This window comes from Pseudomonas mangrovi, assembly GCF_003052585.1.
Classification (GTDB): Bacteria; Pseudomonadota; Gammaproteobacteria; order Pseudomonadales; family Pseudomonadaceae; genus Aquipseudomonas; species Aquipseudomonas mangrovi.
The window spans coordinates 160,636-173,562 of sequence record NZ_QASN01000002.1; the positions used below are offsets into that span (position 1 = coordinate 160,636).

General features: G+C 64.2%; 12 protein-coding genes. 6 read left to right on the forward strand and 6 right to left on the reverse strand.

Annotated features, from left to right (window positions below):
- Positions 1 to 445: 445 nt before the first annotated feature.
- The 4 genes from groL to DBO85_RS00845 form a co-directional block, all read right to left on the reverse strand.
- Positions 446 to 2,086, reverse strand: coding sequence for a chaperonin GroEL (gene groL, locus DBO85_RS00830; RefSeq protein WP_108104339.1), 1,641 nt, complete (start codon positions 2,084 to 2,086; stop codon positions 446 to 448).
- Between the two features lie 49 nt (positions 2,087 to 2,135).
- On the reverse strand, positions 2,136 to 2,429 hold the full coding sequence (locus DBO85_RS00835) for a co-chaperone GroES (RefSeq protein ID WP_108104341.1): 294 nt from the start codon (positions 2,427 to 2,429) through the stop codon (positions 2,136 to 2,138).
- 201 nt (positions 2,430 to 2,630) lie between these two features.
- Positions 2,631 to 3,107, reverse strand: a complete 477-nt coding sequence (locus DBO85_RS00840; RefSeq protein WP_108104343.1) for an FxsA family protein — start codon at positions 3,105 to 3,107, stop codon at positions 2,631 to 2,633.
- Between the two features lie 147 nt (positions 3,108 to 3,254).
- A complete protein-coding gene (locus tag DBO85_RS00845; RefSeq protein WP_108104345.1) occupies positions 3,255 to 3,986 on the reverse strand; it encodes a HugZ family pyridoxamine 5'-phosphate oxidase in 732 nt (243 codons plus the stop codon).
- A 103-nt stretch (positions 3,987 to 4,089) separates the two neighbouring features.
- Between DBO85_RS00845 and DBO85_RS00850 the strand changes: the two genes are divergently transcribed.
- On the forward strand, positions 4,090 to 4,848 hold the full coding sequence (locus DBO85_RS00850; RefSeq protein ID WP_108104347.1) for an SDR family oxidoreductase: 759 nt from the start codon (positions 4,090 to 4,092) through the stop codon (positions 4,846 to 4,848).
- Positions 4,849 to 5,025: 177 nt separating this feature from the next.
- Here the strand turns inward: DBO85_RS00850 and DBO85_RS00855 are convergent, their stop codons facing one another.
- Entirely contained in the window at positions 5,026 to 6,033 is a 1,008-nt protein-coding gene (locus DBO85_RS00855; RefSeq protein WP_108104349.1) for a DUF481 domain-containing protein, read from the reverse strand.
- Between the two features lie 110 nt (positions 6,034 to 6,143).
- Between DBO85_RS00855 and DBO85_RS00860 the strand changes: the two genes are divergently transcribed.
- Positions 6,144 to 6,503, forward strand: coding sequence for an MGMT family protein (locus DBO85_RS00860; RefSeq protein ID WP_108104351.1), 360 nt, complete (start codon positions 6,144 to 6,146; stop codon positions 6,501 to 6,503).
- Between the two features lie 31 nt (positions 6,504 to 6,534).
- The gene (locus DBO85_RS00865; RefSeq protein WP_108104353.1) at positions 6,535 to 8,307 is read left to right on the forward strand and encodes an AmpG family muropeptide MFS transporter; all 1,773 of its coding nucleotides are present in this window, start codon (positions 6,535 to 6,537) and stop codon (positions 8,305 to 8,307) included.
- A 44-nt stretch (positions 8,308 to 8,351) separates the two neighbouring features.
- Here the strand turns inward: DBO85_RS00865 and DBO85_RS00870 are convergent, their stop codons facing one another.
- Positions 8,352 to 8,831, reverse strand: coding sequence for a YajQ family cyclic di-GMP-binding protein (locus DBO85_RS00870; protein WP_108104355.1), 480 nt, complete (start codon positions 8,829 to 8,831; stop codon positions 8,352 to 8,354).
- Between the two features lie 146 nt (positions 8,832 to 8,977).
- On the opposite strand from DBO85_RS00870, the gene DBO85_RS00875 reads away from it, so the two are divergent.
- The 3 genes from DBO85_RS00875 to DBO85_RS00885 are packed head-to-tail and all read left to right on the forward strand — an operon-like array spanning position 8,978 to position 12,927.
- Positions 8,978 to 9,955 (forward strand): response regulator, encoded by a 978-nt coding sequence (locus DBO85_RS00875; protein WP_108104357.1) that lies wholly within the window; start codon positions 8,978 to 8,980, stop codon positions 9,953 to 9,955.
- Complete coding sequence (locus DBO85_RS00880) at positions 9,952 to 10,857, forward strand: putative 2-dehydropantoate 2-reductase (RefSeq protein WP_108104359.1); 906 nt, start codon at positions 9,952 to 9,954, stop codon at positions 10,855 to 10,857. Before DBO85_RS00875 ends, DBO85_RS00880 begins: the two co-directional genes overlap by 4 nt.
- A gap of 45 nt (positions 10,858 to 10,902) precedes the next feature.
- Complete coding sequence (locus DBO85_RS00885) at positions 10,903 to 12,927, forward strand: ATP-binding protein (RefSeq protein ID WP_108104361.1); 2,025 nt, start codon at positions 10,903 to 10,905, stop codon at positions 12,925 to 12,927.

Consider the following 12,927-nt stretch of genomic DNA (forward strand, 5'->3'; position numbering starts at 1 on the left):
CGCGGGGGCTATCCCCTGCGACTGCCTGGCCCTTCCCGCCGATGCTGCGTCAGCCGTGGCTCCGGCTGTGTCGAGGCGCCGGGACCGGGCTACGAAGGGCATTACCTTAGCAATTAGCGTACCCAACCCGCAGGGCCTTTCATCGGCGACCTCGTCACGCGTCGAACAACACGCCGCCAACGCCAACCATTCACAGCTTGGCGCCGAGCGGCGCAAGGCCCCGATGAGGCAGCGCATTTCCATGCGGTCCCTCACCCTGAGTGGAAGCTGCAGGCGCTCCGCGTCCGCTCTTTCCACGTAGAGCGCTCCAGGGATCGGCTCCCTAGCGGGAGCGTGGCAAGCAGACCCTTCTATTCCGTCGCCAAAGCCGCCAGAAACCGAAGAAGCATAAAAAAGCCCCGCACAGGGCGGGGCTCTTCTTTACAGCCTAAAGGGGCTGGTCGGCTTACATCATGCCGCCCATGCCGCCCATGCCGCCCATGTCCGGCATGCCCGCAGCGGGCTTGTCTTCCGGAATGTCGGCAATCATGGCTTCGGTAGTGATCATCAGCGAGCCGATCGAGGTCGCCGCCTGCAGCGCAGTACGGGTGACCTTGGCCGGATCGAGGATGCCCATCTCGATCATGTCGCCATAGGTGTCGGTGGCGGCGTTGAAGCCGTAGTTGCCGTCGCCCTGCTTGACCTTGTCGACCACCACGCTCGGCTCGCCACCGGCGTTGGCGACGATCTGGCGCAGCGGAGCTTCGACGGCGCGACGCAGCAGCGCGATACCGACGTTCTGGTCTTCGTTGTCACCCTTGAGCTCGGAGATCGCCTGCAGCGCGCGCACCAGGGCAACGCCACCGCCGGGAACCACGCCCTCTTCCACTGCAGCGCGGGTAGCGTGCAGGGCGTCTTCGACGCGGGCCTTCTTCTCTTTCATCTCGACTTCGGTACCGGCGCCGACCTTGATCACCGCAACACCGCCAGCCAGCTTGGCCAGGCGCTCCTGCAGCTTCTCCTTGTCGTAGTCGGAGGTGGTGTCTTCGACCTGCTTGCGGATCTGCGCCACGCGCGCTTCGATGTCGCCCTGCTGGCCGGCACCGTCGATGATGGTGGTGTTTTCCTTGTTCAGCACGACGCGCTTGGCGTTACCCAGGTGCTCCAGGGTGGCGCTTTCCAGGCTCAGGCCGACTTCTTCGGAGATGACGGTACCGCCGGTGAGGATGGCGATGTCCTGCAGCATGGCCTTGCGGCGATCACCGAAGCCCGGCGCCTTGACCGCAGCAACCTTGACGATGCCACGCATGTTGTTGACCACTAGGGTAGCCAGGGCTTCGCCCTCGACGTCCTCGGCAACGATCAGCAGCGGGCGACCGGCCTTGGCGACAGCTTCCAGCACCGGCAGCATTTCGCGGATGTTGGAGATCTTCTTGTCGACCAGCAGCAGCAGCGGGCTGTCGAGCTCGGCCACCATGGTGTCCGGCTTGTTGATGAAGTACGGCGACAGGTAGCCACGGTCGAACTGCATGCCTTCAACCACCGACAGCTCGTTCTCCAGACCCGAACCTTCCTCGACGGTGATCACGCCTTCCTTGCCGACTTTTTCCATGGCTTCGGCAATGATGTTGCCGATGGAGTCATCGGAGTTGGCGGAGATGGTGCCGACCTGGGCGATCGCCTTGGAATCGGCGCACGGCTTGGCCAGCTTCTTGATCTCGGCGACGATGGCGATGGTTGCCTTGTCGATGCCGCGCTTCAGGTCCATCGGGTTCATGCCGGCAGCGACGGCCTTCAGGCCTTCGTTGACGATGGCCTGGGCCAGCACGGTGGCGGTGGTGGTGCCGTCACCGGCCGCGTCGTTGGCCTTGGACGCAACGTCCTTGACCAGCTGCGCGCCCATGTTCTCGAAGCGATCTTTCAGCTCGATTTCCTTGGCAACGGACACGCCGTCCTTGGTGATGGTCGGAGCACCGAAGCTCTTTTCCAGGACCACGTTGCGGCCCTTCGGGCCGAGGGTCGCTTTTACTGCGTCAGCCAGCACGTTTACGCCGACGAGCATTTTCTTGCGGGCGGAATCGCCGAATTTGACTTCTTTGGCAGCCATGTTTGCTAGTTCCTCAATTCTGTGGAGTTAAACGAAGATGCGCGGGGAATCAGCCTTCGACGACGGCGAGAATTTCGTTCTCGCTCATCACCAGCAGGTCTTCGCCATCGACCTTGACGGTGTTGCTGCCCGAGTAGGGGCCAAACACCACCTTGTCACCAACCTTGACGGCCAGGGCACGGACTTCGCCGTTGTCCAGCACGCGACCGGTGCCGACGGCGACGACTTCGCCACGGTTCGGCTTCTCGGCAGCGGAGCCCGGCAGCACGATGCCGCCAGCGGTCTTGGTCTCTTCTTCGCTGCGACGAATCACGACGCGGTCATGCAGAGGACGAAGCTTCATTGTCGATCTCTCCCAATTGAGTTGTTCCATCGACCGGCATCTGTACCGGTCTGGTTGACGAAAGCCGGCAGTGCCGGGTGCAGCCCGCTTGCGCGAGCCGCGAAAGACAGCCTGTCGCATGACAGGGACCTTGCGGTGACCGCTACATGTGGGCAGCGCGGTGCATTTCAAGGGCCAGGAGCAAAAAATCGCGAAAATGCCTCAACGATCATGACGCTCGTATTCACCCTCGATGAGGTTGGCGTCACGCTCGCCGCCGCGCTCCCCGGGCGAGCGTCCCGAACGCGCCGCCAGCTCGTCGGCGAAGGCCCGCTGGCGCTGTGCCTGAGCCTCGATGCGGCGGCGCAGCCGGCCCACCAGCAGGCGTCGGGTTGGCGGAAACAGCAACAGCAGACCAAAGACATCACTGATCACCCCGGGGAACAGCAGCAGACCGCCACCGAAGGCGATCAGCAGCCCCTCGAGCATCTCCTGCTCGGGCAATTCGCCGCGTGACAGACGCTCGCGCGCGCGCCAGGCGGTGGCCACCCCGGCGACGCGCAGGCAGAAAGCCCCGAACAGCGCACTGCCAATGACCAGGAACAGCACCGGCAGAACACCGATGGCACTGCCGAGCTTGATCAGTACACCCAGTTCGATCAGCGGGAACAGCAATATCAGCAATAGCAGCAGACGCATGGACAGGGTTCCGATGAGTGCGCCAAGGCGCGAGCAGGGAATGAGCGGGGCTCGAGACTGCTAAGTGGCGACGCGAGACCGGAAATTCAAGGCGCCTGCAACAATCCGTCACGCCCCGCCCGGGCGGGGCGCGAGCGCCCTGGTACCTCAGCCCTCGCCCGGCGCCTCCGCGGCCGGCCAACTGGATGCACGCGCCAGCTGCACCAACGCCTCACGTACCGCCTGCGCACTGGTGCAGGGACGGGAGAAAGGCAGCCAGTGCAGGCTCCCGCCGATGCGCAGGCGAAAGCCTTCGGCATCGATACCGACCATCTGCGCCGCTTCCTTGGCCGGCAGTCCTGCTAGCGCGACATAGTGGGCGATGGCCTGCGCATGGTCGGCATTCATGTGCTCGAGCATGTCCGCCTCGCTGGCGCTGTCGAAGGGGTTGGCCAGGGCCACCTGGTCCAGCCAGTGGATCGCGCCGAAGCCACCGATGAAGCGCCAGCGCACCGGCTGCAGGCGCCAGAAGTCGAAATCGTGGACCAGGTGGTAATCCGCCGACTCGGGTAAACAGCGGTAATAGCGCTGCGCCGCCTGCGCCACCTCGGCCTCGTCGAGACGCCGCGCCTGCGCCAGCAGGGTCAGACGCCCGGTGGCCTGGACGTCCTCCGCAGCACGCTCGCCAACCAGTAGCGAGCAGCGCGGATCGGCCAGCAGGTTGCGGGTGTGCTGGGCGATCCGGCTGATCAGCAGCAGCGGCAACCCGTCGCCATCCAGGCAGTAGGGCACTGCCGAGCCGAAGGGAAATCCCGGCACCGCCTGGGAGTGGGTCGAGAGTACGCCGCGGTATTCCTTGAGCAGCAATTCTCGGGCATTCTTTGCGGCCTTCACGCTCACCAAATGACTCCTCGTAGAGAATCCGTCGAAAACGGACGGGCGCCCGACTTGACGATCAAGCGCGCCAGCGGGGCCACTGTGCTTTTACCTTAGGGGACAGCAGATGCAACTCAAAGACAAGGTCATCATCATCACCGGCGGCGGCCAGGGTCTGGGCCGCGCCATGGGCGAATACCTCGCCGGCAAGGGCGCGCGCCTGGCGCTGGTCGATCTCAACCAGGAGCGCCTCGACGAAGCCGTGGCCGCCTGCAAGGCCGCCGGCGGCGACGCACGCAGCTATATCTGCAACGTTGCCAATGAGGAGCAGGTCGTACAGCTGGTCAGCCAGGTCGCCGACGACTTCGGCGCCATCAACGGCCTGGTCAACAATGCCGGCATCCTGCGCGATGGCCTGACCATCAAGGTCAAGGACGGCGAGCTGTCGAAGATGAGCCTGGCGCAGTGGCAGTCGGTGATCGACGTCAACCTCACCGGCGTGTTCCTTTGCACCCGCGAAGTCGCAGCCAAGATGATCGAGCTGAAGAATCAGGGCGCGATCATCAACATCTCCTCGATCTCGCGTGCCGGCAACATGGGCCAGGCCAACTATTCCGCAGCCAAGGCCGGCGTGGCTGCCGATACCGTGGTCTGGGCCAAGGAACTGGCACGCTACGGCATCCGCGTCGCCGGCGTGGCACCCGGCTTCATCGAGACCGAGATGGTCGCCAGCATGAAGCCCGAGGCCCTGGCCAAGATGACCGCAGGTATCCCGCTGCAGCGCCTGGGCAAACCGGCCGAGATCGCCCACTCGGTGGCCTACATCTTCGAGAACGACTACTACACCGGCCGCGTGCTGGAGCTGGACGGCGGCCTGCGTCTGTAACCGCGCACCGCCGAAAACGAAAAGCCCCGCAGCTGCGGGGCTTTTCTGTTCTCAGGGCGCAACGGTCGGACTACAGCGAGCCAAGCCTGCATGCCGGGTTCCATCTGAACCCTGCGCACGCAGAACGTCCGCGGCGACGTTACCTCGCGGAGCCATCACGCACTGCGCCGCCCTTGCTTACCAGCCCACCCCGAAACCGATGGTGTAGCGAGTCTCGTCCAGATCGCCCTCCGCACCGCTGACCAGGTCCTTCTGCGCCTTGAGGTTCAGCGACGCCCAATCCGTAACCTTGTAGCGAAGACCCAACTCGGCATCCAGAGCAAACTCCGCGACCCCGCTCAGCGGCTTGCCAACCTCGCCATTGGAGAACAGTTCCAGGCTCTTGCCGCGCAGATAGCGGTTGTAGTCCCACTTCACGCTCAGCGAGTAGAAGCGATCACGGTCGCCGGTATCGAACTTGTAATCGGTACGGTTGACCAGCGAACCCAGGGAGAAGGCGCCCAGTTCGTTGTCCCAGAACTGGTAACCCGGACCGGTACCGATGGTGCGCTGCTCGCGAATCTCTTCGATGTGATCGCGCTTGTAGTTGAGCCGCCCCTGCCAGAACCAGTGCTCGTCGAAGAAGCGGTCAAGCGAATACTCGGCGCTCCAGTTATCGGTGGTCTTGAGGTCGTCCTGGAACTCGCGGTTGTATTCCGCCTCGCCGATATGCCGCCATCTGCCATGGCGTGCCTTGGCGCGCAGATCGACTTCGTAGTCCTCGGTGTCACGCTCGCCCTGTTTGAAATCCAGGCCGAAATCCAGATTGCCGCTCCACAGCAGGTCCTCGACCAGCGGCTTGGGCGGCAGCATCTGGGAAATGCTGGCGAGTTCGACGGAGCGCGGCTGATCACCGTTGGCCAGCACTACGCTACCGGGCTGCTCGCTCGCGCTCAGCGACTTGGCCCGCTCCCCGACGACGTCGTCCTGCTTGACCAGCAGCTCCTTGTCGCTTTCCAGGGTTTCCACCTGCTTCCAATCAATGGCGATGGAGCCGCCATAGGAGGTTTTCAGCATCAGCTTGCTGCCATCAAAAACGATAATCTCGCCGCTCAGGCGATCCCCGTTCTTGAGCCAGACGGTATCGGCCAGGGCAGTCACGGGTAAAGTCGCCAGGGCGGCCATTAAAACTAGTCTGCAACGCATGAAGATGCTCGGGTCGAGGTGGAAAAGCGGGCATTATCCGTATACCCGACCTGCTGGCAAGCAATGACCGGCGACATCCGACCAAGTTCAATCCAGCCCAGGAAGACACGATGAACAACGCCCCTGTGCAGGACTGCTCCGGCCCCGAAAAAGACCTCCGCCGCGCGGCACTTTTTGCCACCCTGGCCGGCATCCCGGCGGGCAAGGTCGTTGCCTACGGACAGCTCGCCGAACTCGCCGGACTGGGTCGCGCGGCCCGCTGGGTTGGACGGACGCTGGCCCAGTTGCCGGAAGGCAGCACCCTGCCCTGGCACCGGGTCCTGCGCGCGGACGGCCGCCCGGGTTTGCCGGCAGACAGCCCGGCTGGCCTCGAACAGCTTGCCCGCCTGCGCGAAGAGGGGATCAGCCTCGACAACCGTCGGGTCGACATGCGCCGCCACGGCTGGCATCCCGAGGTCGGCAAAGGGTAGAGTGCGCGCTTTGCATACTCCGTGAGCTTCCATGGCCCGTAATTCCTGGCGCGAAGCCCTCTCCGCCTACACCACACCTGCCTCCCTGGCGCTACTGGTGCTGGGCTTCGTCGCCGGGCTGCCGGCAGTGCTGGTGTTCTCGACGCTGTCGGTCTGGCTGCGCGAGGCCGGCGTATCCAGGGAAACCATCGGCTTCGCCAGCTGGATCAGCCTGGCTTACGCGTTCAAGTGGGTCTGGTCGCCGATGCTCGATCAGTGGCGGCTGCCCTGGATCGGCTTTCTCGGCAAGCGCCGCTCCTGGCTGGTGCTTTCCCAAGTACTGATCGCCCTCGGCCTGGTCGGCATGGCGCTGTGCAATCCGCAGGAACACCTCACCCTGATGATCGCCCTGGCAGTGACGGTGGCCTTTGCCTCGGCGACCCAGGACATCGCCATCGACGCCTATCGGTTGGAAATCGCCGAGGACAGCCACCAGGCCGCGCTGGCCGCGACCTACATGACCGGATATCGCGTCGCCATGCTGCTGGCCAGTGCCGGTGCGCTGTTCCTCGCCGGCCTGTTCGGCTCCAGCAAACTCGAGTACAGCCATGCGGCCTGGGGCTTCACCTACGTGATCTTCGCCCTGCTGATCGTTCCCGGTCTGGTGACCAGCCTGCTGATCAGCGAACCCAAAGCTGCCGCACCGATCCCGCGCCTGCCCTCGGCCTTCACCTTCAACCATCAGTTGGCAGCCATCGGATTGCTGCTGGTGATGCTGATTTCGGTGCCGGCGATGATCAATGCGCTGATCGCCCAGGCCTGGCCGCGCGCAGCGCTCTATGCCCTGTTCATCACCGGCTGCCTGTCACCGGCTGGACGCAATCTGATGCTGCCCGTGGGCGCGCTGTTGCGCCAGGCCTGGCGCCACGAGAAGACCAACCGCTACGAGTTCGTCAACCAGGCGGTGTCGGTGATAGTGCTGGTGATCCTGCTGGTGGCGATGACCGGTGGATTCCAGTCCTACTACGGCGGCTACTGGCCGCGTGGAACCATGTACCTGCTGATCTGTATCGGCTGTCTGTCGGGCGCCGGCCGGATCCTGATGGCGCCGGTGCTGACGCCGATCACCGACTTCATCATCCGCTACCGCTGGCAGGCGCTGCTGCTGCTCAGCCTGATCGCCACCTACCGGATGTCCGACACCGTGATGGGGGTGATGGCCAACGTCTTCTACATCGACATGGGCTTTACCAAGGAGCAGATCGCCAGCATCAGCAAGATCTTCGGCCTGTGCATGACCCTGCTCGGTGCGGGCGCCGGAGGCCTGCTGATCGTGCGCTTCGGCATCCTGCCGATCCTGTTCATCGGCGGCGCCGCCTCGGCCGCAACCAACCTGATGTTCCTTCTGCTCGCCGGGATGGGACCGAGCACGGCGATGCTGACGGTGACCATCTCCTGCGACAACTTCAGCGCAGGTCTCGCCTCGACAGCGTTCGTCGCCTACCTGTCGAGCCTGACCAACCTGAAGTTCTCCGCCACCCAGTACGCGCTACTGAGCTCGATCATGCTGCTGCTGCCCAGGCTGCTTGGCGGCTACTCGGGCGTGATGGTGGAAAACCTCACCGCCAGCAACGCCCTGCTCGCCTCGCTGGAAGGCTTCTCCTTCATCCAGTTCCCGGCAGAGAAAATCGGCTACGCCAATTTCTTCCTGGTCACTGCACTGCTCGGCATACCCACGCTGATCCTGATCATCTGGCAATGGCGGCTACAGCAGCTCACACCGCCGGAAGTGGAGCTGGCGGTCGAACCACCCCGCCAGCCCTGACGGCCGGACGCCCTTTGCGGGCGCCCGGAGTAGTCGCAGGTCGATCAGTCGCGGAAGTTGTTGTACTGCAGCGGCATGTCGAACTCCTTGCCGCGCAAGGAGGCGATGCACTCCTGCAGGTCGTCGCGCTTCTTGCCGGTCACCCGCACCTGCTCGCCCTGGATCGCCGCCTGGACCTTGAGCTTGGCGTCCTTGATGTGCGCGACGATCTTCTTCGCCAGCTCCTTGTCGATGCCCTCGCGGAAGCTCGCTTCCTGCTTGACCACCTTGCCCGAGGCATAGGCATCCTTCACCTCCATGCACTGGCAGTCGATCTTGCGCTTGATCAGGCTGCCGCGAAGGATGTCGAGCATCTGCTCGAGCATGAAGTCGGCTTCGGCGGTAAGGGTGACCGTCTTGTCCTTGAACTCCATGCTGCACTTGCCGCGCAGGTCGAAACGGCGATCCAGTTCCTTCATGGCATTGTCGACTGCGTTGGTCAGCTCGTGCTTGTCCAGTTCGGACACGACATCGAAAGACGGCATGAAAATCCTCCAGATAGATAGACGGCGTGTACGGCCTCACGGACGGAACGCGCCTGGCTTGACGGTTGAAAATGCGCGGTCATTATACCCGTTCATACCCATTCCAAGCCGGGCCGACCGGCGCAGACCCCAACTGCGAGCTGCCAATGCCCAATCCCCAACTCAGTATTCTGGTGGTGGACGATGCCAAGTTCTCCAGCGCCATCATCGGCCGTGCGCTGGCCAACGCCGGCTACCAGGATGTGCGCTTTGCCAGCAGTGCGGCCGAAGCCCTGCGCCAGCTCGAAGACCGACCCGCAAGCGTGCTGCTGGCCGACTGGCTGATGCCGGAAATGGACGGACTGGAACTGACCGGCCGGGTTCGCCAACTCGACGAAAGCTCCGACCACTACACCTACATCATCCTGCTGACCGGCAAGGAGGGTGAGAACGTGCTCATCGAAGCCTTCGACCGTGGTGTCGACGACTTCATCAGCAAGGCCTCGATGAACGAGCAACTGGTGCCGCGCGTCTACGCCGCCGACCGCCTGTGCAACACGCTGCAGCGCCTGCTGCAGGAAAACCGCCTGCTCACCGGCAACATCGCCAATCTGGAAGAGCGCAATCTGGTCGACTCGCTCAGCGGCCTGGGCAACCTGCGCTACCTGAAACAGAAGATGCTCGACAGCCTGCGCCAGGTGGAATCGCGCGGCGGCGCGCTCTGCTATCTGCTGATCGGCCTCCAGGAAGCCAGCACCCTGCGTCGTCAGTTGGGCCAGGAAAGCTATTCGGAGCTGTTGCGCGGGGTCGCCCGTCGGCTGCAGCAGCTGGTGCGCCCGCTGGACGTGCTGGCGCGCCTGGACGACAGCCATTTTGCCCTGCTGACCATCATGGATGACCTGCAGGAATGCTCGCCGGCGAGCTTCCGCCGGTTGCACGAAGGCCTGAATCTGAAGGCGTTCAAGACCAGCGATGGCTTCACCACCCTGAAAGCCGGCATCAGCCTGGTCGGACTGGATGCCAAGGCGCTACCGATCAGCTGTGACGAAATCATGGAACATGCCGCCCGCCAGCTGCCCAGCGCCTATGTCAGCGGCCGTGTCGCACCCCTGCGCCTGCCCTTGAGCAACGCTCAGCAGGCATGACCTGGCACGTCCTCGGCGGCGGTAGTCTCGGCGCTCTGTGGGCCGCGCGACTTGGCCGCGCCGGGCTGCCGGTCCAGCTCATCCTGCGCAATCCCCAACGCCTTGCCGCTTACCGCGCTGCGGGCGGACTGACGCTGGTCGAGCAGGATGCTGCCCAGACCCATCCGGTTCCCGGGCAACTGGCCACCGACAGCCAGCCGATCGAGCGTCTGCTGCTGGCGTGCAAAGCCTATGACGCGCTGGCGGCAATCAGCTCGATCGAAACCCGACTGCGCCCCGGTGCCCAGGTGCTGCTGCTGCAGAACGGCCTCGGCAGCCAGGAGCAGGTTGCCACGCGCGTACCCCAGGCCCGCTGCATCGCGTTATCCAGTACTGAAGGTGCATTTCGTCAGGACGACTTCCGCATCGTCTTCGCCGGCCAGGGGCAGAACTGGCTGGGTGATGCGCAGGCGCCGCCCGAGTGGCTGAAGGAGCTGGCCCTGGCCGGCATTCCGTATCAGTGGACCGGGCAGATGCCGACCCGACTCTGGCGCAAGTTCGCACTGAACTGCGCCATCAACCCGCTGACGGTGCTGCACGACTGCCGCAATGGCGCGCTGCTCGAGCACCTCGACGAGATCCAGCCGCTATGCGCCGAGCTGGTCGAGCTGCTGAATCACGCCGGCCAGGCCGATGCCGCTGTCGCGCTATACGAGCAGGTGATTCAGGTGCTTCAGGCCACCGCTGCCAATCTGTCATCGATGCAGCAGGACGTACGTGCAGGACGGCGCACCGAGATCGACTACCTGCTCGGCTACGCCAGCACCTGTGCGGCACGACTGCAGGTGCCGGCCCCCAGACTGCAGCAGCTGCATCTGAGGCTACTGGAGCACCTGCGGGCACGCGGATTGCCCTGCGCCTGACTGCCGCGCTACCCTGCGGCCTTCTTCTCGCAATGCCTGGCCGCCATGTCCCTGCGTCAGCGTCTCGATAACCTTCCGGTCGGCCGGAAGCTGCTTGCCGCGCTGCTGGTCCTGCTCGCTGCGGTGCTGCTGGTCGCCAACCTCGCCTTCGTCAGCGCCGCCTACTGGATCACCCAGCAGTCCATGGCGCCACAGGCGCTGCATACCCTCGGCCGCCTGATTGCCAGCCCCGAACTGGGCCAGCGCGCACTGAGCTCGCGCGAGTCGGCCGAGCGCGTGCTGAATCTGCTGGACGGTTACACCCCGCTACGCGCCGCGGTGATCTACGACAGCCACGGAATTCTGCTGGCCCAGCACCAGCGCGGCTCGGCGCTGAACGTACCCTTGCATATCGATCTGCTGGATAACTGGCGGCTCAGCGAGTTTCGCGCCAACCAACTGGTCGAGCTGCCGCAGGCCAACGGGCCACCCGGCCACCTGCTGCTGGTCGCCTCCAGCGAGCTGCCAGGAGCCTTCTATACCGGGACACTGACCGCCAGCCTGGTGATTCTCTCGCTCAGCCTGCTGCTCTGGTTGCTGGTCGCGCGGCAGATACGCCGCCTGATCACCCGACCGATCCGTGAGCTGGAGGAACTGTCACGCCAGGTCACCCGTGAAGAGAACTACTCGCTGCGGGCGATGCGCGGGCACAACGACGAGATCGGCAGCCTGGCGGAGGCCTTCAACACCATGCTCTCGCGCATGGAGGCGCGCGAACAGTTGCTCAAACGCGCCCGTGACGACGCCCAGCAGTCATTCGATCAGGCGCGCAGCCTGGCCGAGCAGACCCGCCATTCCAATCGCAAGCTGGAGATGGAAGTCCAGGTACGCAGCAAGATCGAGAAGAAGCTCACCGGCTTTCAGAACTACCTCAACAGCATCATCGATTCGATGCCGTCGGCGCTGATCGCGCTGGACGACGAGCTCTACGTGACCCAGTGGAACCAGGAAGCCAGCGCACTCTCCGGCACCCGCCTGGACCAGGCTCTCAACCAGCCGGTGTTTCTCGCCTTCCCCCCACTCAAGCCATTCCTCGCCCAGCTGCGCCGCGCCGCACAGCAGCATCAGGTGCAGAAGATCGAGCGGGTCACCTGGATGAAGAGCGAGGAGCCGCGCCACTACGCGCTGACCTTCTACCCGCTGATGGGCGGCAGCGGCCGCGGCGTGGTCATCCGTATCGACGACATCACCCAACGCCTGGCGATGGAAGAGCTTATGGTGCAGTCGGAGAAAATGCTCTCGGTGGGCGGACTGGCCGCCGGGATGGCCCACGAGATCAACAACCCCCTGGGCGCCATCCTGCACAACGTGCAGAACATCCGTCGGCGCTTCTCCCACGAACTACCGAAAAATGCCGAAGTCGCCGAAGCGCTCGGCCTGAGCCTGGATGACATCGCCGCCTACCTGCGGGAGCGGGAGATCCCGCGGCTGCTGGACGGCATTCATCAGGCGGGAACCCGGGCCGCCAAGATCGTCAGTCACATGCTCAGCTTCAGCCGCCTGAGCAATCGCCAGATGACGCCGTGCAGCCTTGCCGGCATCATCGAGCAGACTCTCGAGATCGCCGGCAGCGACTTCGGCCTGGCCGACGGCATGGACTTCGCCCAGTTGCATATCGAGCGCGACTTCGACGAGCGGCTCGGCGCCGTGCCCTGCATCGCCAACGAGCTGGAGCAGGTGCTGCTCAATCTGCTGAAGAACGCCGCCCAGGCCATCCAGCAGCGCGACGACAAGGGCGAGCCGGGGCGCATCATCTTGCGCACCCGTCTCAATCCGCCCTGGGCAGAGATCCAGGTCGAGGACAACGGCGCCGGCATTCCCGAATCCGTGCGCAAACGCATCTTCGAGCCCTTCTTCACCACCAAGGAAGTCGGTCAAGGCACAGGGCTGGGCCTGTCGGTTTCCTATTTCATCATCACCAACAACCACAAGGGCCAGATGGAGGTGCAGTCCAGGCTCGGCCAGGGCACCCTCTTCAGCCTGCGCCTGCCGCTGACTCAGACGGCAGACGACGAGACCTCGGAGCTTTAG

Excerpts from the sequence above, each read along its gene's own strand:
- groL (WP_108104339.1), bottom strand. The coding sequence starts at position 2,086 with ATGGCTGCCAAAGAAGTCAAATTCGGCGATTCCGCCCGCAAGAAAATG.
- DBO85_RS00835 (WP_108104341.1), bottom strand. The coding sequence starts at position 2,429 with ATGAAGCTTCGTCCTCTGCATGACCGCGTCGTGATTCGTCGCAGCGAA.
- DBO85_RS00840 (WP_108104343.1), bottom strand. The coding sequence starts at position 3,107 with ATGCGTCTGCTGCTATTGCTGATATTGCTGTTCCCGCTGATCGAACTG.
- DBO85_RS00850 (WP_108104347.1), top strand. The coding sequence starts at position 4,090 with ATGCAACTCAAAGACAAGGTCATCATCATCACCGGCGGCGGCCAGGGT.
- DBO85_RS00855 (WP_108104349.1), bottom strand. The coding sequence starts at position 6,033 with ATGCGTTGCAGACTAGTTTTAATGGCCGCCCTGGCGACTTTACCCGTG.
- DBO85_RS00860 (WP_108104351.1), top strand. The coding sequence starts at position 6,144 with ATGAACAACGCCCCTGTGCAGGACTGCTCCGGCCCCGAAAAAGACCTC.
- DBO85_RS00865 (WP_108104353.1), top strand. The coding sequence starts at position 6,535 with ATGGCCCGTAATTCCTGGCGCGAAGCCCTCTCCGCCTACACCACACCT.
- DBO85_RS00870 (WP_108104355.1), bottom strand. The coding sequence starts at position 8,831 with ATGCCGTCTTTCGATGTCGTGTCCGAACTGGACAAGCACGAGCTGACC.
- DBO85_RS00875 (WP_108104357.1), top strand. The coding sequence starts at position 8,978 with ATGCCCAATCCCCAACTCAGTATTCTGGTGGTGGACGATGCCAAGTTC.
- DBO85_RS00880 (WP_108104359.1), top strand. The coding sequence starts at position 9,952 with ATGACCTGGCACGTCCTCGGCGGCGGTAGTCTCGGCGCTCTGTGGGCC.
- DBO85_RS00885 (WP_108104361.1), top strand. The coding sequence starts at position 10,903 with ATGTCCCTGCGTCAGCGTCTCGATAACCTTCCGGTCGGCCGGAAGCTG.